The sequence below is a fragment of the Solibacillus sp. FSL W7-1436 genome, assembly GCF_038007305.1.
Lineage (GTDB): Bacteria > Bacillota > Bacilli > Bacillales_A > Planococcaceae > Solibacillus.
Genome location: NZ_JBBOWV010000001.1, coordinates 267,451 through 288,956, shown reverse-complemented (window position 1 = coordinate 288,956; position 21,506 = coordinate 267,451). Strand labels below are relative to the sequence as shown.

Sequence of the window (21,506 nt, the reverse complement as noted above, 5' to 3'; positions counted from 1 at the left end):
GCAGCCGAAAGGGTTACACAATACACCATTCTGTTTACACAGAAGGAATAAAATACTGCATTTAAGTTATACAACTACTGCATTCATTTTACACAAAGGCTATTGTATCTTTTTTTTATCTATTCGTCAACAAAGGTGTTCTACTTTTAAAATATATTATGGGAAATAAAAAATAAAAATAAATTTTCATTTATATGGGTATTTAAGCATAAAAGAGGGTAGTAGATAAGGATGGGAAAATACTTGAAATAATCAAAAAACCAATTCGAATTGAGGTGTTTACTAGAAAAATATAACAAAATTGAATAGTCAATAAGACATAAAATGTGTATACTTGATGTTAAGTGAAGAGAATCGACATCGCAATAGTAAAAGAAAAGGTGATTTAATGGTGGAAAATCAACAAAAGATCGATCAATTTAAATCGGATATTTTAAGCCTTTGTATGAATACGAAATTACAACGAAGTAAATTTTATGATTACTTTTTCCTATTAGAAAAAAGCTTGATTAAACACTTTAGAATGGAACATTGTTTTCTGTTTCATGTAAGCGAAAATAAATTGAAACCGATCGACAACTTAGAATTACTGAATGTTGATGTAACATTAGATTTAATAAAACCCTATTTTAATGGTAACAAAGTTGTGAAGTTACCCGGATTTTTAAGAGAGCAACCGGATTTTGCAAACTATACGGATGTTATGCCTCTAATTATAAATGATAAAATAGTTGCTGTTATTGTATTTAAGTATAATCCAGCAAATGCACCTATCGAAACAGTGCTGACAGAAGAAATTATAGGGACGATATCCGCTGCCTATTCATTTTTAATTTCTAAGTATGAAGTTTATTCGAATGAGCAAAAGTACCGTAAATTATACGGAATGACAGACCTTTTCCATTCGACGATGGATATAGATGTAATTTTGGAAAATGTGCTTATTACAATAGAAGAAAATTTTCCGGGTCTGGAAGTTGAGCTGATTTTATCCAATGACCAGGACCGCCAAACAAGAGTGAAGATAAAGCCTTTCGACTATTTGTCGGAGCGGCCGGCAACAATCGAATCTTTTGTATCGGGAGAATTGAACGAAGATATAGCCTTTGAACAAAACCGTCGATTATTAAATGTTCCTATAAAAGGGAGACAGGCAATATACGGGATTTTACAGGTGAAAGCACCTATCAATTACCCTTTTGCCAGTTCCGAAAAAGAATTTATCCGCATGCTTGCCCGAGCTTCAGGCAATGCTCTGGAAAACGCAAAACTTTATCATCAATCTCATCGACTCATCACGGATCTACAGTTGATCAATGAAACCTCCCATCGTTTAAATATGAAATTAACAATCGGTGAGATGCTTCTATTTTTACAAAAGCAAATGCTGAAATCTTTTCAGCCTATGGAAATCGGCTTCCTGTTTAAAGAAGATGAAAAGTATATCATGAATGAAGCGTGTACAGAGCTTTTCAATCAAACGGCATGTAACGTATATATCCAGCATGTGGAAAAACATTTTCAGACGACACAAGACCCTTTGTTTATTGCTGATTTCAGCCGAATTATTTCGGGGAAAATTGAGTATAAGTCGATAATGGCCATTCCAATGATTGTGGAAGAAGATATTATCGGGTTTAGCATTGTATTGCATAAAGAGCCGTATTTCTTCTCTTTTGACAGCTTCAAATTAATGCAATCACTTATTCACCATTCCTCATTAGCAATTTCCAATTCGGTATTGCGGGAACAGCTTCAGGAAATGGTGGATCGGGACCATTTGACAAAGCTCTACGCAAGAAGTTATTCCGATACATACGTGGAAGAGGCAATTCAAAAGGACGATTCAGGGATGTTCCTGTTAATTGATATTGATAACTTTAAAAAGGTTAATGACACATACGGACATCAAGTCGGAGATGAAGTAATCGTACAAATTGCCAAGCGACTCCAAAGTGAAATAGGGAAAAGGGGAATTTGCTCGCGCTGGGGCGGTGAAGAACTTGCCATTTATATTCCGAATATTTCGGACAGAGAAGCAATAGAAATTTCAGATGCGATTGTACAAATGGTGCCAAATGTAACAAATCCTTCAGTTACGGTTTCTGCGGGAATGATTACATGGCATAAGAGCAGCCGTCCGGATTTTAAGGATATGTTTCTGCAGGCTGATATTGCACTTTACCATGCAAAGCGAAACGGAAAAAACCGTCTTTGTGTATACGAAAAACCTATGGAACTACAATATTAAGAGGGAGTGCCCGAAATCATGTTTCGGGCACTCCCTTTTTAGCGGTTAAATATGTTTTAACAGTACATCTACAAATTTTTCCAAACCATCTTTGTCTTCAGAAGTAAAGCGTGCTTCAATCGGGCTATCGATATCTAAAACACCTAAAACAGCACCATTTTTGATTAAAGGAATCACGATTTCCGATTTTGATGCAGCGTCACAAGCGATATGGCCGGGGAACGCGTGAACATCGTCTACAACCATTGTCTGCTCTTTTGAAACAGTTGTGCCGCAAACACCGCGGCCGACAGGAATTCGTACGCAAGCAGGCAAGCCTTGGAATGGTCCAAGCACCAATTCGCCTTCATCCATTAGATAAAATCCGACCCAGTTAATTTCGTTTAAGAAAGTATTTAGCAAAGCTGAAGCGTTACTTAAGTTAGCGATTAAGTTATTTTCCCCTTCAAGCAGTGCATCGAGCTGTTTTGACAGCTGTTCGTACTGTTCTGTTAAATTTCCGTTATAAGTGATATTTCCAAACATAAAATCCTCCGATTAAAAAGTTATTTTGTTCTGTAATAATTCATAATGCTGATGTAAATCAGCTGCCGTATGGGCATCCGAGCCGAATATAACCGGAATTTGCAAATCAATTGCCTGTTTCACAAATGGATAGGGCGGGTATGGCTCCTTACAATACGGTTTACTTAGGCCGGCACTATTAAAATCCAGCTCATAATGACCGGTCTGCATCATCTTCAATAATTCATTGATGTAGTCCGCATCATCGATCTGTTCGCAGTGGGCATGCTGAAATTTATGAATTAAAGTAGGATGTCCTATACGCTTAGGTTTATATAAGCCTAAATCCGATATGATGGACTTTTTCACAGTTTCATAGTATAGCTTATACATAGGAAGGATACCGCCAACCTTATTGGCAAATTGTAAATATACTTCCTGTGAAAAGTCAATACATACATACTCGTCTTGGAATTTCAAAAAGTGTACGGATAATATTGCGTCATCCATTAATGGGCCGACTTCATTCAGAAATTGTTTCGTCTCCTGTTCAAAGCCGACAATATAATCGACCTCTAAGCCGATATTGATTTTAATTTCAGATTGATACTGTTCTTTTGCGCGTTGCAGCTGTTTAAAGTAATCCATCAAATAAGCGGGGTTCATTCCGCTATCCTTGTCAGGTGTCGGGTCGACAAAATTTTCAGGCAACGGGGCATGTTCCGTAAAGGTTATTTCTTTAAAACCGCTTGCTATCGCTTTTTCGACATATTCTTCTATCGTATCTGTAGAACCATGTGGACAAAAAGGTGTATGTATATGACCGTCTCGTTTCAATTGAATGACCTTCCTTCAAAAATATGGAATTTAAAAGTAAAAAAAGCTGGAAATAGTTAAACAAATATAAAAAAACATGTTATTATTAATAATACGTATATAGCTAAAATATTGATTTTATTTGGGATTAGGGGGCTTACAATGATAAAGTATATCATCATTGTTGTCGTCGTACTATTAGCATTATTAATGGCAGGCTTAGTAGTAAGACGCAAGCATAATGCAGAAATAGGACGATTAGATAAGGAAAAACTACAAATACAACATTACCCGATTTTTGAGGAGCTCGCAAAAGTAAAAGCCCTTAATATGAACGGTCAGACAGAAGAACTGTTTGAAAACTGGCGTAATCGCTGGTTGGATGTTGTCGATAAGCAAATTCCGAAAATTGACGAATTGTTGTTTGATGCGGAAGAATTTGTCGACCGATTTAAATTTAACAAAGCAACACATACAGAACGTGATATCGAGCAGGAGCTTGCAAAATGTGAGCAAGTTCGTGTGCAGATTATTACTGAGCTGGATGAATTGATTGGCAGTGAAGAGAAAAACCGCATTGAAATCGAGCAGCTGAAAGAATATTACCGTTCTGCACGCAAAACGATTCTGGCACACCAGCATTCATTTGGTCCCGCTTTGGAAGCGTTGGAAAAGAAACTGGAGCAATTCACGCCAAAGTTTGAAGAGTTCGACGAGTTAACGAAAGACGGCAACTATTTGCAGGCACGTGAAATTGTCCTACAGCTGAACAGTGAAGCACAAGAGATTTTCAGTTTATTAAACGATGTGCCGACACTGCTGACTGAAATTCAAACTAAAATCCCAACTGCAATTCATGAACTTCGTAATGGACAACGTGAAATGGAAGAACAAAAGTATTATTTACGCCATTTAGAACTGACGGAATATTTGAATGAGCTTGAGAATGAACTTGAAATGTTAAAAGCGGCAATTGCTGAACTGAACTTACCGGCTGTTTCACCGCGCATTCAAACAATTAATGATGAAATCGATCATTTCTATAATCTGCTTGAAAAAGAGGTTATGGCCAGAAAGTATGTTGAACGAAACTGTTCTGGTATGTACAGCGTGATCAATGATGTAATGCGTCTTACAAAGGACATTAATGATGAAGTCGCCTATGTACAGCATAGCTATCGATTGCAGGATAAAGAAGCGGAAATTCCGAAAGCGGGCTTAAAGCATTTGGAAGTTTTACAAAGACGATATGAATTGTTATCAACACGCGTTCAGGAAGAAAAGTCTGCTTACTCGAGTCTGCAGGAAGAGCTAAAAGAAATTACTGATGAGATCGAGCAAATTGCAGAAGAACAGGAAAAGTTCTCCAACAAACTGAAAAATCTCCGTATCGATGAAAATAAAGCAAGAGCTGAATTGGAAACTTTAAAGCGTTTATTGCAAGATACAGAGCGCCTGCTTGGACGTGCCAATATTCCGGGAATTCCGGAAGAAATGGATGCCAGATTGGAAGAAGCGGCCGAACAGATTTTTGTAGTTGTTCAAAGCTTACAGGAAGTACCGTTGAATATTATCCAAGTAAACCAGCATTTACTAAATGCAAAGCAATCGATTGAAGAAACACATGAAAAAGCACAGGAAATGATTGAAAATGTGCTAATTATTGAGCGTCTTATTCAGTTTGGAAACCGCTACCGTGCTACAAATCGACAAGTACATGAAAATCTGCTTGAAGCTGAAGACGCATTCAAGAAATTCCGCTACATAAAAGCACTGGAAGATGCAGCAAAAGCGGTTGAAATTATCGATCCTAATGCAATCAAACGTATTGAGGAGCTCGTACAGGAGCAGCTGCTTACAAAATAATAAGCATAACGGTTACATGTTGATCCATTTAGCGTTATAATAAATAAGCACATTTATGAGGTTGTGTTAATCGTCAATTTGACGATTAACACAACCTCTCTCTTTGGTAAGTGATGATAAAAGCAGCATACTGTAATGGCAATATGATGACGGGAAATTAGTTTTAAAAAAGAAGGTTGAGTATAAATGATATATTTAGATAATAGTGCGACAACAAAACCGCACAAAGATGTGTTGGCGACATTTATGTTAGTGAATGAACAATATTATGCCAATCCTGCATCGATTCACCGTGCAGGTGTCGAGTCAAATGCCTTACTGACAAAAGCTCGGGAGCAATTGGCGAACATTCTTCATACAGAGGAAAAGAATATTTTATTTACTTCGGGAGGTACTGAATCCAATAATGCGGCGCTTTTTGGTCTTGCAAAATCCAGTAATTTTAGAGGGAAGCATATTATTACGACAGAAATAGAACATCCTTCGATTTTGGAAGCGGTCAAGCGTCTGGAAGAAGAAGGATATGAAATTGACTATCTGAAAGTAAATAAATATGGGGTCATTTCTTTAGAGGAGTTACAGCAAAAGCTTCGCAAAGATACTGTTATTGTGAGTATTATGCATGTTAACAACGAAATCGGAGCTGTGCAGCCAATTAAGGAAGCGGCACAAATCATTCACCGAACATGCCAGGCGATGTTCCATGTTGATGCGATTCAAAGTTTCGGTAAGCTGCCGGTTATTTTTGACGGAGACAATGGTCCTGATGTCATTTCCATTTCCGGTCATAAAATTCAAGGCTTAAAAGGGAGCGGCTTGTTGGCATTCCGTAAAAAACCACAACTGAAGGCATTTATCGTTGGTGGCGGACAAGAGTTTGGATTAAGAAGTGGTACGGTTGCAGTGCCGCAAGCTGTTTCATTGGCAAAAGCGGCACGGTTAGCTGTTGAGGGCATGCCGGGGAATGTTGAGAACTATAAAAAATGGTCTGCAGATCTCCATCATTTTTTTGAGCAATTTGGTCAGGAAGTATACGTCCTTTCACCAAAAGACGGTGCACCGCATATTTTATCGTTTAGTGTTAGAGGACTAAAAGGTGAAATATTAATAAATGCATTACAAAAACGTGATATTATCGTTTCAACATCAAGCGCCTGTTCGTCAAAACAGACGAAAACAAGCCATGTTGTAGAAGCATTGAATATCGATAGCCGCTATAAAAACGGTGTTCTCCGTCTAAGCTTAGGCGCGAACAATACAGACGAAGATATTGCTTCATTCAAAAAGCAATTCACAATCGTAATGAAAGAATTAAAAGGAGATATTACGCAATGATTTTTAAAGAGATTTTAGTTCGCTATGGTGAATTATCAACAAAAGGTCGAAACAAAAAAGATTTTATCAGCCGTTTACGCGATAATGTACGTTATTCATTTAACGATATTGCACCACTGAAGATTCGTGCAGAACGTGACCGTATGTTTATTGAAGTTGAAAATAAAGAAAAGTTTGATGTGCTAATGGATCGTTTACCACATGTTTTCGGTATTCAATCAATCAGTCCTGTAGCATCTTGTGAAAAAGATCTGGACGTGATGAAAGCTTTGGCTTTTGAAATTTTAGAAGACTATCGTGACAAAGGCGATTTAACGTTTAAAGTTGAAGTACATCGTACAGATAAAACATTCCCGTTGAACACTCATGAACTACAGCGTGAAATGGGAGCAACGATTTTACCGAATTTCCCGAACTTTAAAGTACAGGTTAAAAAGCCGGATTTCGCACTACGAATTGAAGTTCGTGAAGATGCGATCTATATGATGGCGCAAGTAATCCAAGGTGCTGGAGGTATGCCGATTGGATCAAACGGGCGTTCGCTGCTAATGCTTTCAGGCGGTATTGATAGCCCTGTTGCCGGTTACTTAATGATGAAACGCGGAGTTCGATTGGATGCGATTCATTTCTTCAGTCCTCCATATACAAGTGATAATGCATTACAAAAAGTGAAAGAGCTTGCAAATGAATTAACAAAATTTGGTGCAAATATTCGCCTGCATGTCATTCCGTTCACAGAACTGCAAGTAGCAGTAAAAGACGCAGTGCCAGATAATATGTCAATGACTTCAACACGTCGTATGATGATGAAAGTGGCAGATAAAGTGCGTGAAGATATTGGCGCGTTAGGCATTGTAACGGGTGAAAGCTTAGGGCAAGTAGCTTCACAAACATTGGAAAGCTTAACGGCAATTAATGATGTGACAAATACACCTATATTACGTCCGTTAATTTCAGCAGATAAAAACGATATCATCAAAATCGCAAAAGATATTGGCACATACGAAACATCAATCCAGCCTTTTGAGGATTGCTGTACAATATTTACACCATCTAGTCCGAAAACTAAACCGAAACTAGAAAAAGTTCAGCGTTTTGAAAGCTTTACGGAATTCGATGATTTAATTGATCGTGCCGTTAAAAACCGCGAAGTATATCAGTTCCCGCAGAAGGAAGTAAAAGAAGATAAATTCGCTGATTTACTATAATTTTTAGGAACTGATAATGATTTCCTAATCGAGCTATAATTTACCTGTGTTTTTTATGTATTAATCTCTCCTCCCGGCGCATTCTAATGTCACAAGGAGGTGAGAGACAGATGGCAAACAACAACAGCTCAAACAAATTACGTGTACCTGGTGCACAACAAGCTTTAGATCAAATGAAATATGAAATTGCACAAGAATTTGGCGTACAATTAGGTCCTGACGCATCATCTCGTGCAAACGGTTCTGTAGGTGGCGAAATTACGAAACGCCTAGTACAGATGGCTGAACAGCAATTACGCGGCAACCAAAACCAATAATACGTTTTAAAAAGAGCGCTACTTTTTAAAGTAGCGTTTCTTTTTATTTTGTAAATAAATAATTTTTGTTATGCAATAATAAGTGGCGGAATATTTTGATATTAACGGAAAGGATTATTATACTAAATATGTAAGGTTCATTTTTTCAAACAAAGGGGAGTATCACAAATGAATAAAAATCAATTAGTTGCACCGGAAATTTATAATATTGTAAATGAATTTGAAAAGCATGAAAATAAAAGTTCAAAAACGGCATTAGTATTTCAGGAAGAAAACGGACATCAGGAGCGTTATACATACGAAGAGTTACTACAAAGAGCAAACCAGGCTGCAAATGCTTTTTATGCACAAGGACTGAAAAAAGGTGATGTAATTTTAATTATGCTGCCGCGCTGTTTAGAAGCATATATTTCTTATATTGGCGCATTAAAAGCAGGATTGGTCATTATTCCAAGTTCTGAGCTGCTGCGAGCGAAAGACATTGATTATCGTCTAAACCATTCAGAGGCCAAGGCAATTATCGTGATGGAACAATTCGTAAATGAATTCGAACATGTGGAAAATTTAGCAAATGTAGAATGTTTTATCGTCGGGAATGAAAAAGAAGGATGGACTTCATTAATGGGACTTGCAGATCAGCAGTCAAAAGAGTTCGATTCTGTTGAGACAACTGCCAATGATCTGGCGTTTTTAGCCTATACTTCAGGTACGACAGGAAATCCAAAAGCCGTAATGCACTCACATGGCTGGGGATATGCACATTTACGCACAACAGCAGCTGAGTGGCTTGGTGTGCGTGATGGAGATACGGTATGGGCAACCGCAGCTCCAGGTTGGCAAAAATGGATCTGGAGTCCGTTTCTTGCTGTATTAGGTAGTGGTGCAACAGGATTTGTGTATAAAGGGAAGTTTGATCCAACACAGTTTTTAAATTTAATCGAACAGCAACAAATCAATGTACTATGCTGTACGCCGACAGAATATCGGATGATGGCAAAATTAGATCAGTTAAATTCATTTAATCTGTCTTCATTACGCAGCGCTGTTTCAGCTGGTGAGCCTTTAAATCGCGAAGTAATCGAAACATTTGAACGTGAGCACCGTTTAACTGTGCGTGATGGCTATGGTCAGACAGAAAATACATTGTTGATTGGATCATTATTGAACATGGAATTGCGTCCTGGTTCGATGGGGAAACCGACTCCGGGAAATATCGTTGATTTGATCAATGAGGATGGTGACCTTGTTCCGGCCGGTGAAGTCGGGGATATTGCCGTACACAAATCGACTCCTGCATTATTTAAAGGGTATTATAAGGATCCTGAACGTACGGCGATTCAATATCGAGGGGATTGGTATGTAACAGGCGACCGTGCGACAAAGGATGAAGACGGCTATTTCTGGTTTGAAGGTCGTAATGATGACATAATTATTTCATCAGGTTATACAATCGGGCCATTTGAAGTTGAAGATGCGTTGACGAAGCATCCAGCGGTACAGGAATGTGCTGTTGTTGCAAGTCCGGACGAAATTCGGGGAAATGTTGTAAAAGCTTTTGTTGTTCTTAAAGATGTCTCGTTAAAAGATAGCCCTACAATTGTAGGAGAACTGCAAAATCATGTGAAACAGCTGACTGCACCATACAAATACCCTCGAATTATCGAGTTTTTAGATGAATTACCTAAAACAATTTCAGGGAAAATCCGTCGAGTTGAACTGCGTGTAAAGTAGGGGAAATAACATTGCTCGACAATTATTTCCCGGGTAATTAAAAAAGGTGGCGAAATTTGCCGCCTTTTTTTAACTTCTTCCTGCACATATTTGAACAAAGACAAATTTATAGAAACTAGGCTTCCCCATTTGAAAATAGCTAAAGTTGATCGTTAAAACGGTGAAAGGTGAATACCGCTGCAGAAAGTATTTTCGATGAAACTTTTTGTGAAATAGTTTCGTACATATATTGAGGAGGCGTGAAAATGAATACAAAACGAGTTGTGGCACTCATTATTGCTGCCGTATTATTATTTTTCTCTATTGGGATCAATACGATTATTTCGATTTTTAAAACCGATTTCTTTACGAGTTTCGACAATCTGATGGGAACGGAATCCCTCACATATGAAAGTGTCGTGGAAACAGGTGACTTAACGAGTCGAATTGCACACTTAACGGTAGACGGGGTAATCCAGGATGTAGGGGAACCGAGTATTTGGGAAACGGTCGATTATAACCACCAGCTGTTTATGGAACAATTGGATGCTGTGCTGGAAGACGATACAGTTAAAGGTGTTGTTTTATCTGTAAACACTCCAGGTGGCGGTGTCATTGAATCAGAAGAAATTTACCAAAAATTATTGGAAATTAAAGAAGAAAAACAAATTCCGATCTATGTTTCAATGGGATCAATGGCTGCTTCCGGCGGTTATTATATTTCAGCACCGGCAGATAAGATTTTTGCTCAACGCGAGACAATTACCGGTTCGATCGGTGTTATTATGCAATCAATTAATTATGGTAAATTAGCCGAAAATTTCGGAATTGAGTTTGAAACAATCAAATCAGGTGAACATAAAGATATGTTTGGCGGTGTACGACCATCCACAAAAGAGGAGTTGGCGATGCTGCAGGAAATGATTGATGAATCATATGAGCATTTCGTTGATATTATCGAAGCTGGACGTAATATGTCCGAAGCGCAAGTGAAGAAAGTAGCGGATGGCCGTGTATTAGGCGGTACTCAGGCATTGCGTGCAGGGTTAGTTGATGAAATTGGAAATGAAGAAGCAACTATTAATGCATTACGCGCGGATTATGGATTGGAAGATGCAGCGCTGTTTGAATATACAATGGATACATCAAGCTGGGGTTCATTACTAGGTGTAAAGCTGGGATCTATGCTGCGACCATCTGCAGAGTCTGAAGTATTGTCCAAAATTATTTCAACGACAAATTCACCTCGTATGATGTATTTATATGGTGACTACTAATAGGAGGGATTACGATGACTGACATAATCGAAGTAGTGGATGAAGCATCTGTCGTAAAGCCGCCTTCTATTAAACAAAAAACAGCCGGCTTCTGGATGCGTTTCTGGGCTTTCCTGTTGGATTCAATTGTCATTAGTGCTATTATCGGTGTCTCCATCAGGCCGGTATTTGCATTGATGGATTGGAGTGTTGCCAGCGATGTGTGGTATGCGCCGATGACAATTCTTTCGGGCATTATTTTCTACGCTTATTTTGTACTCATGACAAAATTTTTCAAGCAGACATTAGGGAAAATGACGTTTGGACTAAAGGTTGAAAAAGATGACGGGGAAGCGCTGGATTGGATGACTGTGCTGTTTCGTGAAGGGGTAGGCCGATTCATTAACGGTACATTGTTATACTTGCCGTATTTAGTCGTAGCCTTTTCACCAAATAATAAAAGCATTGCCGATTATTTTGCGGATACGGTCGTTGTCCATGAAAATATTTATACAAAAGATGTTTAAAAAAGAATAGAAGGGGAAATAAATTACTATCGACACCTTCTAAGCAAGGAAAGAGCTGTTTTGTAAGATTTAATCTTATAAAAACAGCTCTTTTCTTTTTGTTGCTGAATATGAGCTCAGTTAGTTGCAATTGTTAAATCTTTTTTAGTAATATTAGGGAATATAAAGGAGGCGTTTAATATGGTACAAGTAACATTTAAAAACAGTCCAGTAACACTAATCGGTAATGAGGTAAAAGTTGGTGATCAAGCACCGGATTTTACAGTACTTGCTAATGATTTATCAGAAGTAACATTAAAAGATTCTGAAGGTAAAATTCGTTTATTCTCTGTTGTTCCTTCATTGGAAACAGGTGTTTGCGATAAGCAAACTCGTACATTTAACGAAGCAGCGGCAAACTTAGGTGACAATGTTGTAATTTACACAGTGTCAATGGATTTACCATTTGCTCAAAAACGTTGGTGTGGGGCTGCGGGTATCGATAATGTTGTAACAGTATCAGACCACCGCGACGCATCATTCGCTGAAGCATATGGCGTACATATGAAAGAATTACGCCTTTTAGCTCGTTCAATTTTCGTTGTTGATGAAGCAGGCAAAGTCGCATATGTGGAATATGTACCAGAAGGCACAGACCACCCGAACTATGATGCGGCAATCGAAGCTGTAAAAGCTCTTGCAAAATAATTTCGTTTTGAACGATTTTGTTGTAAAGTAATTACATGTATAATTAACACCCACTCAATGAACATTGAGTGGGTTGTTCATTTAGTGGATATGTCGCAATTTGGCGGGAAATCCAAATGAATGGAATGAGGGAGTTAGTTGAATGGAAAAGTTTGAACAAATTTTTAAATATATTAATGACAACGCTGAAAATATTGCAGCGCAGCAAGAGCAGGATTATTTGGAAGCGTTACTGCAAACATTGGAAGATACGCTGGACGGGAAATTTGAGTGGCAAGTAGAAGGTGCAACGAAGGAAGATATGCGTAAAGCAATCCAAATTGCAATTTTAAAAGGGATGCGTAAAAGCGCACAGCCGAACCACCAAATGACACCTGATACACTTGGGCTAATTGTAAGCCATTTTGTAGAGCAATGTTTTGACCAGGAATTAACGGAACGGTCAATCTCTATTGTGGACCCGGCACTCGGTACAGGGAATTTACTATTTACAGTCATGAATGCACTGGAAGGGAAAGTAGTTGCTTCAGGCGTGGAGGTTGATGATTTATTAATTCGACTGGCTGCAGCGACAGGAGACCTTATCGAACAACCTGTTACACTTTTCCGTCAGGATGCATTGGAAAAACTGTTGTTGGATCCGGTTGATGCGGTAGTTTGCGACTTGCCTGTAGGATATTACCCGAATGAAGAAGTAGCACTTGACTACGAATTATGTGCGGCAGAGGGAATGAGCTACTCACATCATTTGTTTATCGAACAATCTTTAAATTATACAAAAGAAGGCGGCTTTGGACTTTTCCTGATTCCGGCAAACCTATTCGAATCAGATCAGGCAAAACAGCTTCACCAGTATATTAAAGGACATGCATGGATTCAGGCGGTTATCCAATTGCCGGAAAACCTGTTCTCATCTAAAGCGCATGAGAAAAGTATTTTAATTTTGCAAAAGCAAAGCGAACAGTTAAAAGCACCGCGTGAGGTTTTATTGGCAAAAGTACCGAATATGTCAAACCGTGATGCTCTGGCAATGTTCTTCGAAAAAGTACGTATGTGGAAAGAAAGCAATAATCAGAAACGATAAAATTTAGTGGCGAGGGTTTTCGCTACTTTACTGCAGGATAAATAATAAATGCCATCGACTCAATTTGAGAAGATGGCATTTTGTATTTTATTTATTTAAATCACTCTGGTGTACGGATAACTAATACGTCACATGTAGCTGAACGTACGATTGCTTCTGATACAGAACCGATCAGGAATCGTTCAACAGCATTTAAACCAGTTGCACCACAAATTATTAAATCTGCTTCTACAACATTTGAAAGTTCTTTTGTAATAATATTTTTAGGAGAGCCATATTCAATAATCAGGTTAACGTTTTCAACGCCTTCTGCTTCAGCTTGCTGTTTGTAGCCGTTTAACAATTCCTCAGAATGTTGTTGAGCGCGTTCGGCAATTGAACGGTCATAAGCTTCTATAGCTGCGAAAGAACGTGTGTCGATAACGTTTACTAGGTTGATTGTTGCACCTTCATTGCGTTTTGCAACATCGATTGATTTACGGAATGCATATTCTGCTTCTTTCGAGCCGTCTACTGCTACTACAATGCTTTTATAATGGTTTGCCATTTTCCATACCTCCTAATTATCTATAACTATATTATACCAAATAATTTTCCAAAGGGCATAATACCTGCGCTGAAATATAGACGAAATACAATAAATTTCATGAAATAGTCACAAATTTATCGTGTTGGAAATAATAGTTTTTACTATTATAAAATATTTTTATCAGCAAAATAATAGCAGTTTCCCAACAATAGCAAGATATGATTGACGATTCACTTTTCAGAATAGAATTTACATTCAAAATCCTCTACTAATTTGCTGGTAAAATTGGTAAAATGGATTTGATTTATGTTAAACATATTTCTAAGTGATTGTTAAAGGGAGGAATTACGTTGAAAATAGGGGTACCGAAAGAAATAAAAAACAACGAAAATCGAGTTGCGATGACACCGGCAGGGGTATTGTCATTAATCGCAAATGGTCATGAAGTATATATTGAGACAGGTGCAGGATCAGGTTCTGCATTTACGGATCAGGACTATATTGAAGCTGGTGCCCATATTGTACAAACAGCAGCTGAAGCATGGGCTGGAGAAATGGTTTTAAAAGTAAAAGAACCTGTGCAAAGTGAATACAAGTATTTCCGTGAGGGATTGATATTATTTACGTATTTACATTTAGCACCAGAGCCTGAATTGACTAAAGCTTTACTTGAAAATCGAGTAATCGGTATCGCCTATGAAACAGTACAATTACCAAACGGTTCTTTACCATTATTAACACCGATGAGTGAAGTTGCAGGTAAAATGGCAACACAAATCGGTGCACATTATTTAGAAAAACTTCCGGGCGGTAAGGGGATCTTGCTTGGTGGGGTATCCGGTGTTCCTCGCAGTAAAGTAACGGTAATCGGCGGGGGTATTGCAGGTACAAATGCAGCCAAAGTAGCAGTCGGTATGGGAGCCGATGTTACGATCATCGATTTGAACCCTGAAAGATTACGTCAGCTAGATGATTTATTCGGCCGTGATGTTCAAACATTGATTTCAAATCCGTACAATATTGCGGATGCTGTTCGTTCTGCTGATTTAGTAATTGGCTCGGTACTTATTCCGGGAGCGAAGGCGCCAAAATTAGTGACTGAAGAGATGATCCAATCGATGTCACCTGGGTCTGTTGTTGTTGATATTGCGATTGACCAGGGCGGCTGTTTTGCCACATCTGAAAAAGTAACTACACATGACAATCCTACATTTGTTAAATATGGTGTTGTACACTATACGGTGGCAAATATGCCGGGTGCAGTTCCACGTACATCGACGATCGCCTTAACAAACAATACGGTTCCTTATGCATTACAAATTGCGAATAAAGGCTTTTTACGTGCATGCCTGGACAATCTTGCATTAAAGCGCGGGGTTAATACATTGGACGGTAAGGTTGTATACCGTGCAGTAGCAGACGCACAAGGGCTTGAATTTACAGAAGTAGAAGATGTATTGGGTGCACTGACAGGATTAAATTAATCAATATTTTAAAGTGAAAAATCCGCTGCGTTTGGCAAAGTCTAACGCAGCGGATTTTTTTATCGGGTTATTTTATTTAACCGAAATTAATTCAGTTGTAATAGTACCTTCATAATCGGTAATACGAATAATACCGTAATCTTTTGCAAGGTAGATTTTTGAACCGTTTGGATATTTCAATACAACTACATTACGGAATGTTCCTGCTTTCGTTTGAACTGTTGCACTTGTGCTTTCAACGTAAACGGGTGTTGTTTCCGTCGTGCCATCATATAAATAATCCGTATCGGTAATAGTTGTCTTTTCTTTCATCGGGTAGCCTAATGAGAAGAAAAATATATCTGAATAGGCAACACCTAATGCTAGCTGCTGCTCATCTTCAATATACGTATAGCCGATATAGTCATCTTCCAGCAATTCTACCGAGTTTTCGATTGATTTATTTTCATAAGCGGTATAAGTTTTTTTTTCGGCATCTTCGAATGATGGTTTATAAGTATAACTGCGATTTACTTTTGGCATAAAGCCTGTAGTCGACACAGAGGCTTTTTCCTTTACCGCTTTTTTCGGTGATGCACTATTTGAAATGACTTCGTTACTTACCTTGCTTGTTTGACTTGCTTCGGCTTCCGTATTCCATTCAATTTGACTCATTGGCAATAGTGTAAGCACAATTATAAGTAGCGTTGTAAATGACCATCTTTTCAAAATGCACCACTTCCTTTCGGTTATTTTCAAGTAATTAAATAGTCTATTCCACATTTTTGCTTTTAGAAAACAAGTTAAAAATTGTAAAGTAGCCAATTTGATAAAAAGTCTATAGAAAATGAAAAGCGAGCAATCCTCTTAAAAGGGACTGCCCGCTTAGTTTATGCAAATTTAATAGTTTCTATACAATCAAATGAACTAATATATTATAAAATTACAAGTTCTTTTGTGAATGATGTAAGTACTTCCACACCATCTTTTGTAACGACTACATCGTCCTCGATACGAACACCTGCTGCATCCGTTTTATAAATGCCGGGTTCGATTGTAAATACGGTTCCTTCATTCAGAACAAATTCGTTGGCACCGTTAATCGAAGGGAATTCGTGAACAGAAATACCAAGACCGTGCCCTAAACGGTGTGTAAAGTATTGGCCATAGCCTGCGTCTGTAATGACATCACGGGCAACTTTATCCAAGTCCATTGCGCGGACACCCGGTTTAACTGCTTCAATTGCAGCTTCGTTTGCGCGGCGAACAGCATTATAAATTTCAATTTGTTCGTCATTCGGCTGGCCGAATGCTACAGTTCGTGTAATATCCGAACAATAACCTTCGTAAATAACACCTAAGTCAAATAAAATCAGGTCACCTTTTTTAATTTTGCGGTTACCAGGTGTTCCATGAGGAGAAGCCGCTTTTTCCCCAGCCAATACCATCGTATCAAAACTCATCGCATAGCCTTTTGCCTTAATAGCTGATTCGATCGTATTCAAAATTTCCATTTCAGTTACGCCTTCTGCAATTGCATCACAGCCAACTTGAATTGCATAGTCCGCTAATTCGGCAGCTTTACGTAATTTTACAAGTTCCGCTTCGTCTTTTGAAATACGCAGCGCATTAATTTTGTCATCGATCCCTGCAAATTTCAATTCCTCATAACGTTCTTGGATCGCTTCCAAACGCTCAACTGTTAAATGTGATTTCTCAATAGCCAATGTGTCGAATGCAACGTTGCGAGCAGCTACATATTTTGCAACTACATCCCAGGCATTTTCAGTGTCTTCATGGCCGACAACCTCGAAAGCCCATCCTGCAGCTACTGCATCAGGCATTTCCATTTTAGGGCAAATCAAAAACGGTTCCGCATCCTTAAATACCATAACTCCAAGTAAGCGTTCATGCGGCTCACTTCTAAAACCGGAAAAGTAAAAAACATTGTCAGGTGTTGTAATAAAAGCAGCATCCCAACCATTTTCAAGTAAATGATTTTGTAATTGTTTTAATTTCGACATTGTATAAACTCCTTTGTTATTCAATTAATGAATTCGCGGTATAAGCATATCAAAAAAAGGAGAATTATGCATAAATATCGAATGATACAGGGAAGGTTATTTTAGGAGGTATGTTATATGCAAATTTCATTTCACGGACATTCCGTTGTAAAAATTGTGACAAATGGGACTACAATTTTAATTGACCCTTTCATTAATGGAAATGGACAAACAGATTTAAATGTTGAAAATGAAAAACCGGATGTCATTTTATTGACGCATGGACATAATGATCATGTCGGAGATACTGTGGAGCTTGCAAAAAAACATGATGCACTCGTTGTTGCACCAAATGAGCTTGCAGACTATTTAGGCTGGCAAGGATGCAAAGTCCACAATATGCATATTGGTGGTGCACACCAATTTGAATTTGGGAAAGTGAAATTTACTCAGGCGTTCCACGGCTCTTCATATGTAACGGAAAATAACGAAATAATCTATATGGGAATGCCGGCTGGAATTTTATTTACGGCAGAAGGCAAAACTATTTATCATGCTGGCGATACGGCATTATTTGGGGATATGGAGTTGATCGGAAAACGTCATCCGATTGACATTGCCTTTTTACCGATTGGCGATAATTTTACAATGGGACCAGAAGATGCCGCTTATGCGGTATCGTTATTGAAGCCGAAAATTGTTGTACCGGTCCACTACAACACATTCCCGCCGATTAAGCAAGATCCGGCTGACTTTGAGAAACTTGTCGAAGGCGCTGATGTACAAGTATTACAGCCAGGGGAATTTGTGAAATTCTGATTTACTGCTCCTTCCCTACAAGAATAGTTTCCTTCAGGGACAGCGAGACTTATTTTGCGACGAAAGCGGAGCGGCCGGAGCACTGAGAGCACTGACGCCTGAGACTTAGGAGCAAAAGCTAAGAGCCCTTTCCTGTGGCAACGCTTTTATGATTCTCATAATGGTGGGTGGCCCCACGGCGTGGCCGCGGAAAGCATCCTCAAATGGAAATCAATATTACCTGCAGCAAAAAAATACCATTTTTCTCAAAAGAGAAAAATGGTATTTTTGGTTATGAAGAGACTGACATTTTCTTGTTTATTACTTGAGATTTTTCTGACATTTATAAGCAATTATACGGGTATATGTATTGAAAATAGTATAATTGCACCGTTTAAATATGGTACACTAAAGACATAAATGAATGATGAGAAATAGGTGATGTAATTGTCAACGAAACACGAGAAGATTTTACAATACATTGAATCACTACCAGTTGGCGATAAAATTTCGGTTCGTCAAATTGCAAAGGAAATGCAAGTGAGTGAAGGGACAGCTTACCGTGCGATTAAAGAAGCTGAAAACCGACGTCTTGTAAGCTCGATCGAACGTGTAGGTACGATTCGAATTGAAAAGAAAAAGAAGGAAAACATTGAACGCTTAACATTTGCCGAAATTGTAAATATTATAGATGGACAAGTTTTAGGAGGAAAGACAGGTCTCCATAAAACTTTGACGAAATTTGTAATTGGTGCAATGAAGCTTGATGATATGATGCGCTATACAGATGCAGGGAGCCTGCTCATTGTCGGTAACCGTACACAGGCACATGAATACGCATTGAAAACAGGGGCTGCTGTATTAATTACAGGCGGTTTTGATACAAATGAATCCAATAAAGAGCTCGCAGATGAATTGGATCTGCCGATTATTTCTACAACGTATGATACGTTTACAGTGGCGACAATGATCAACCGTGCCATCTATGACCAGCTGATTAAAAAAGATATATTACTGATTGAAGATATATATGTTCCAATAGAAGATACGGCTGTATTAAAAAATAATGATACGATTGCAGATTTTCATAGACAGAACCGTCGCACGACACATGGAGCCTTTCCTGTAGTGACAGGTCAAAACAGGCTTGTCGGAATGATTACGAGCAAGGACGTGATTGGGAAAGAAGAGTCGGAGCCGGTTGATAAAGTGATGACAAAGAACCCGATCGCTGCTTCGATGAAAACGAGTGTCGCTTCGGCTGGACACCGAATGATCTGGGAAGGAATCGATTTGCTTCCTGTCATCGATGAAGAAGGTTTACTAAAAGGGGTTATCAGCCGTCAGGACGTACTAAAGGCAATTCAATTAGCGCAGCGTCAGCCACAGCATGGCGAGACGATCGATGATTTAGTGAAAAATGAAATGCGTGTCATGGGTGAAGAAGATATTGAAGTGGAATTTACTGTTACACCGCAAATGACAAACCAGTTTGGTGCGATTTCATATGGTGCTTTTACAATCCTGTTATCGGAAGTCGGTGCATTTGCACTGAAGCGTCGTAAACGCGGAGAAGCGGTTGTTGAAAATATGAATATTTATTTTATCAAACCAGTTCAGATGGAAAGTGTATTGACTGTGCGTCCTAGAATTTTGGACATGTCCCGTAAATTCGTGAAAATGGATTTTGAAGTATATAGTGCAGCAAATCTTGTAGGAAAAGCGATGATGACATTCCAGCTATTAGAACGATAAAAAAAGGGTCATGCTGAAAGTAGAATGCTTTCAGCCGACCCCGTTCTTTTACCTGTTCAGTTCGTATTCTTCTTTTATGTATCGGCCTTCATGCTGCATGCGTTTATAGTTATTAACACCTAAACCCGCACCAATGATAAAGAAAATAGCTGCAACGGCAAACCCGAGAATATCCGGGTACAGAATCGTTGCATTCAGACCGAAGAAGATAAGAAATGCGGCAAGCGCAACTCCGGCTTTCGCAGTATACCATTTACGACGAATAGGCAGTGTCGAACGGAACTGCTTAGTTTTGAAATAAAAATAAAATACTAGTGATGCTATAATACAGGCAACAAACAGAAAATTTAAATAGACCATATTGAACCTCCTAATAGCCAAACTACTAAATATTGTAACGATTTTTAATGGAAAATGATATAGGTATTCATTATGGACGAGGAGGAAATGTATTGAAACGTCAAATTATTGACAAAATTAAACAATATGAAACAATTGTACTGCATCGCCATGTACGACCGGACCCAGATGCTTACGGTTCACAAATAGGACTTGCTGAGTTGATTCGGGCAAATTATCCGGAGAAAGCGGTCTACACGGTCGGTGAGCATGACGACTCATTATCTTTCATGGCATCTCCTCAACAGATTGAAGATGCAAAGTTTAAAAATGCACTGGTTATTGTGACAGACACAGCGAATACCGAGCGTATAGATGATCAGCGCTATGTAAACGGCGATTTGCTTATTAAAATCGACCACCATCCGAATGATGATGCCTATGGTGATTTATTATGGGTGGATACGGATGCCAGTTCTTGCAGTGAGATGATTTATGAGCTTTATGAACAAGGCAAAACATATGCAAATTGGGATATGTCCGATGAAGCGGCACGCCTGTTATTTGCGGGAATAGTCGGCGATACTGGACGTTTCTTATATCCAAGCGCCAGTCCGAAAACATTTGAAACAGCAGGACAGCTAGTACAATATAATTTCAACCGAAATGAAGTATTTGATGGTATGTACGAAATGGAACGCAAACTATTAAACCTTCAAGGTTATATATACCAGAATTTTGAAATGGATGAAAACGGTGCTGCTTCTATTAAATTGCCGGCAGCTATTTTACAGCAATATGATGCGACCCCTTCTGAAACATCCCTATTGGTTAGTTCATTGGGCAATGTAAAGAATATCCGTGCATGGGTAATGTTCATTGAAGACAATGATACAATTCGTGTTCGCATCCGTTCGAAAGGTCCGGTTATCAACGGCCTGGCGAAAAAGTATAATGGCGGCGGGCATCCGCTTGCATCCGGAGCTACAGCATATTCTTGGGAAGAGGCAGATCAGGTAATTGAAGATTTGAAAGTCATTTGCAGTGAATATAAATAA

Annotated in this window: 20 protein-coding genes; 14 read left to right on the top strand and 6 right to left on the bottom strand. The window is 38.7% G+C overall.

Translation table 11 applies throughout. The annotated features are described in order from the left end of the window. The first annotated feature begins 388 nt into the window (after window positions 1-388). Entirely contained in the window at window positions 389-2,251 is a 1,863-nt protein-coding gene (locus MKX73_RS01365; protein WP_340715993.1) for a diguanylate cyclase domain-containing protein, read from the top strand. 45 nt (window positions 2,252-2,296) lie between these two features. On the opposite strand, the gene MKX73_RS01360 is transcribed toward MKX73_RS01365, so the two are convergent. After that, on the bottom strand, window positions 2,297-2,776 hold the full coding sequence (locus MKX73_RS01360; RefSeq protein ID WP_340715992.1) for a GAF domain-containing protein: 480 nt from the start codon (window positions 2,774-2,776) through the stop codon (window positions 2,297-2,299). A 12-nt stretch (window positions 2,777-2,788) separates the two neighbouring features. Then, window positions 2,789-3,592, bottom strand: a complete 804-nt coding sequence (gene hisJ / locus MKX73_RS01355) for a histidinol-phosphatase HisJ (RefSeq protein WP_340715991.1) — start codon at window positions 3,590-3,592, stop codon at window positions 2,789-2,791. Between the two features lie 141 nt (window positions 3,593-3,733). Between hisJ and ezrA the strand changes: the two genes are divergently transcribed. The 9 genes from ezrA (at window position 3,734) to MKX73_RS01310 (ending at window position 13,561) form a co-directional block, all read left to right on the top strand. Then, window positions 3,734-5,437 (top strand): septation ring formation regulator EzrA, encoded by a 1,704-nt coding sequence (ezrA, locus tag MKX73_RS01350; RefSeq protein WP_340715990.1) that lies wholly within the window; start codon window positions 3,734-3,736, stop codon window positions 5,435-5,437. Window positions 5,438-5,623: 186 nt separating this feature from the next. Then, a complete protein-coding gene (locus MKX73_RS01345) occupies window positions 5,624-6,772 on the top strand; it encodes a cysteine desulfurase family protein (RefSeq protein ID WP_340715989.1) in 1,149 nt (382 codons plus the stop codon). Beyond that, a complete protein-coding gene (gene thiI, locus MKX73_RS01340; RefSeq protein WP_340715988.1) occupies window positions 6,769-7,980 on the top strand; it encodes a tRNA uracil 4-sulfurtransferase ThiI in 1,212 nt (403 codons plus the stop codon). The genes MKX73_RS01345 and thiI overlap by 4 nt, the downstream gene beginning before the upstream one ends. A gap of 110 nt (window positions 7,981-8,090) precedes the next feature. Then, the gene (locus tag MKX73_RS01335) at window positions 8,091-8,297 is read left to right on the top strand and encodes an alpha/beta-type small acid-soluble spore protein (protein WP_008407794.1); all 207 of its coding nucleotides are present in this window, start codon (window positions 8,091-8,093) and stop codon (window positions 8,295-8,297) included. A 168-nt stretch (window positions 8,298-8,465) separates the two neighbouring features. Further along, complete coding sequence (mbcS, locus tag MKX73_RS01330) at window positions 8,466-10,028, top strand: acyl-CoA synthetase MbcS (RefSeq protein WP_340715987.1); 1,563 nt, start codon at window positions 8,466-8,468, stop codon at window positions 10,026-10,028. A 245-nt stretch (window positions 10,029-10,273) separates the two neighbouring features. Then, window positions 10,274-11,284, top strand: a complete 1,011-nt coding sequence (sppA, locus tag MKX73_RS01325) for a signal peptide peptidase SppA (protein WP_340715986.1) — start codon at window positions 10,274-10,276, stop codon at window positions 11,282-11,284. A gap of 14 nt (window positions 11,285-11,298) precedes the next feature. Next, window positions 11,299-11,790: an RDD family protein gene (locus MKX73_RS01320; protein WP_340715985.1), complete on the top strand. Its 492-nt coding sequence runs from the start codon at window positions 11,299-11,301 to the stop codon at window positions 11,788-11,790. A 180-nt stretch (window positions 11,791-11,970) separates the two neighbouring features. Beyond that, a complete protein-coding gene (tpx, locus tag MKX73_RS01315; protein ID WP_340715984.1) occupies window positions 11,971-12,477 on the top strand; it encodes a thiol peroxidase in 507 nt (168 codons plus the stop codon). Window positions 12,478-12,619: 142 nt separating this feature from the next. Next, a complete protein-coding gene (locus tag MKX73_RS01310; protein WP_340715983.1) occupies window positions 12,620-13,561 on the top strand; it encodes a class I SAM-dependent methyltransferase in 942 nt (313 codons plus the stop codon). Window positions 13,562-13,661: 100 nt separating this feature from the next. Here the strand turns inward: MKX73_RS01310 and MKX73_RS01305 are convergent, their stop codons facing one another. Then, the gene (locus tag MKX73_RS01305; RefSeq protein ID WP_079528458.1) at window positions 13,662-14,108 is read right to left on the bottom strand and encodes a universal stress protein; all 447 of its coding nucleotides are present in this window, start codon (window positions 14,106-14,108) and stop codon (window positions 13,662-13,664) included. Between the two features lie 332 nt (window positions 14,109-14,440). Here MKX73_RS01305 and ald point away from each other — a divergent pair, with 332 nt between their 5' ends. Further along, window positions 14,441-15,574, top strand: a complete 1,134-nt coding sequence (gene ald, locus MKX73_RS01300) for an alanine dehydrogenase (protein ID WP_340715982.1) — start codon at window positions 14,441-14,443, stop codon at window positions 15,572-15,574. Between the two features lie 72 nt (window positions 15,575-15,646). Here ald and MKX73_RS01295 read toward each other — a convergent pair whose 3' ends face one another. Together MKX73_RS01295 and MKX73_RS01290 are read right to left on the bottom strand one after the other, a co-directional pair. Then, window positions 15,647-16,282 (bottom strand): 5,10-methylene tetrahydromethanopterin reductase, encoded by a 636-nt coding sequence (locus tag MKX73_RS01295; protein ID WP_340715981.1) that lies wholly within the window; start codon window positions 16,280-16,282, stop codon window positions 15,647-15,649. A 206-nt stretch (window positions 16,283-16,488) separates the two neighbouring features. Next, window positions 16,489-17,577, bottom strand: coding sequence for a M24 family metallopeptidase (locus tag MKX73_RS01290; RefSeq protein WP_340715980.1), 1,089 nt, complete (start codon window positions 17,575-17,577; stop codon window positions 16,489-16,491). A gap of 117 nt (window positions 17,578-17,694) precedes the next feature. On the opposite strand from MKX73_RS01290, the gene MKX73_RS01285 reads away from it, so the two are divergent. Both MKX73_RS01285 and MKX73_RS01280 read left to right on the top strand, forming a co-directional pair. Then, a complete protein-coding gene (locus MKX73_RS01285) occupies window positions 17,695-18,375 on the top strand; it encodes a metal-dependent hydrolase (RefSeq protein ID WP_340715979.1) in 681 nt (226 codons plus the stop codon). A gap of 426 nt (window positions 18,376-18,801) precedes the next feature. Next, window positions 18,802-20,109 (top strand): DRTGG domain-containing protein, encoded by a 1,308-nt coding sequence (locus MKX73_RS01280; RefSeq protein WP_340715978.1) that lies wholly within the window; start codon window positions 18,802-18,804, stop codon window positions 20,107-20,109. A 48-nt stretch (window positions 20,110-20,157) separates the two neighbouring features. On the opposite strand, the gene MKX73_RS01275 is transcribed toward MKX73_RS01280, so the two are convergent. Further along, on the bottom strand, window positions 20,158-20,469 hold the full coding sequence (locus MKX73_RS01275) for a YtpI family protein (protein ID WP_340715977.1): 312 nt from the start codon (window positions 20,467-20,469) through the stop codon (window positions 20,158-20,160). 92 nt (window positions 20,470-20,561) lie between these two features. On the opposite strand from MKX73_RS01275, the gene MKX73_RS01270 reads away from it, so the two are divergent. After that, window positions 20,562-21,506 (top strand): DHH family phosphoesterase, encoded by a 945-nt coding sequence (locus tag MKX73_RS01270; protein WP_340715976.1) that lies wholly within the window; start codon window positions 20,562-20,564, stop codon window positions 21,504-21,506.

Bases quoted from the DNA above. Each gene is read 5' to 3' on its own strand.
- MKX73_RS01365 (WP_340715993.1), top strand. From the start codon at position 389: ATGGTGGAAAATCAACAAAAGATCGATCAATTTAAATCGGATATTTTA.
- MKX73_RS01360 (WP_340715992.1), bottom strand. From the start codon at position 2,776: ATGTTTGGAAATATCACTTATAACGGAAATTTAACAGAACAGTACGAA.
- ezrA (WP_340715990.1), top strand. From the start codon at position 3,734: ATGATAAAGTATATCATCATTGTTGTCGTCGTACTATTAGCATTATTA.
- MKX73_RS01345 (WP_340715989.1), top strand. From the start codon at position 5,624: ATGATATATTTAGATAATAGTGCGACAACAAAACCGCACAAAGATGTG.
- thiI (WP_340715988.1), top strand. From the start codon at position 6,769: ATGATTTTTAAAGAGATTTTAGTTCGCTATGGTGAATTATCAACAAAA.
- MKX73_RS01335 (WP_008407794.1), top strand. From the start codon at position 8,091: ATGGCAAACAACAACAGCTCAAACAAATTACGTGTACCTGGTGCACAA.
- mbcS (WP_340715987.1), top strand. From the start codon at position 8,466: ATGAATAAAAATCAATTAGTTGCACCGGAAATTTATAATATTGTAAAT.
- sppA (WP_340715986.1), top strand. From the start codon at position 10,274: ATGAATACAAAACGAGTTGTGGCACTCATTATTGCTGCCGTATTATTA.
- MKX73_RS01320 (WP_340715985.1), top strand. From the start codon at position 11,299: ATGACTGACATAATCGAAGTAGTGGATGAAGCATCTGTCGTAAAGCCG.
- tpx (WP_340715984.1), top strand. From the start codon at position 11,971: ATGGTACAAGTAACATTTAAAAACAGTCCAGTAACACTAATCGGTAAT.
- MKX73_RS01310 (WP_340715983.1), top strand. From the start codon at position 12,620: ATGGAAAAGTTTGAACAAATTTTTAAATATATTAATGACAACGCTGAA.
- MKX73_RS01305 (WP_079528458.1), bottom strand. From the start codon at position 14,108: ATGGCAAACCATTATAAAAGCATTGTAGTAGCAGTAGACGGCTCGAAA.
- MKX73_RS01290 (WP_340715980.1), bottom strand. From the start codon at position 17,577: ATGTCGAAATTAAAACAATTACAAAATCATTTACTTGAAAATGGTTGG.
- MKX73_RS01285 (WP_340715979.1), top strand. From the start codon at position 17,695: ATGCAAATTTCATTTCACGGACATTCCGTTGTAAAAATTGTGACAAAT.
- MKX73_RS01275 (WP_340715977.1), bottom strand. From the start codon at position 20,469: ATGGTCTATTTAAATTTTCTGTTTGTTGCCTGTATTATAGCATCACTA.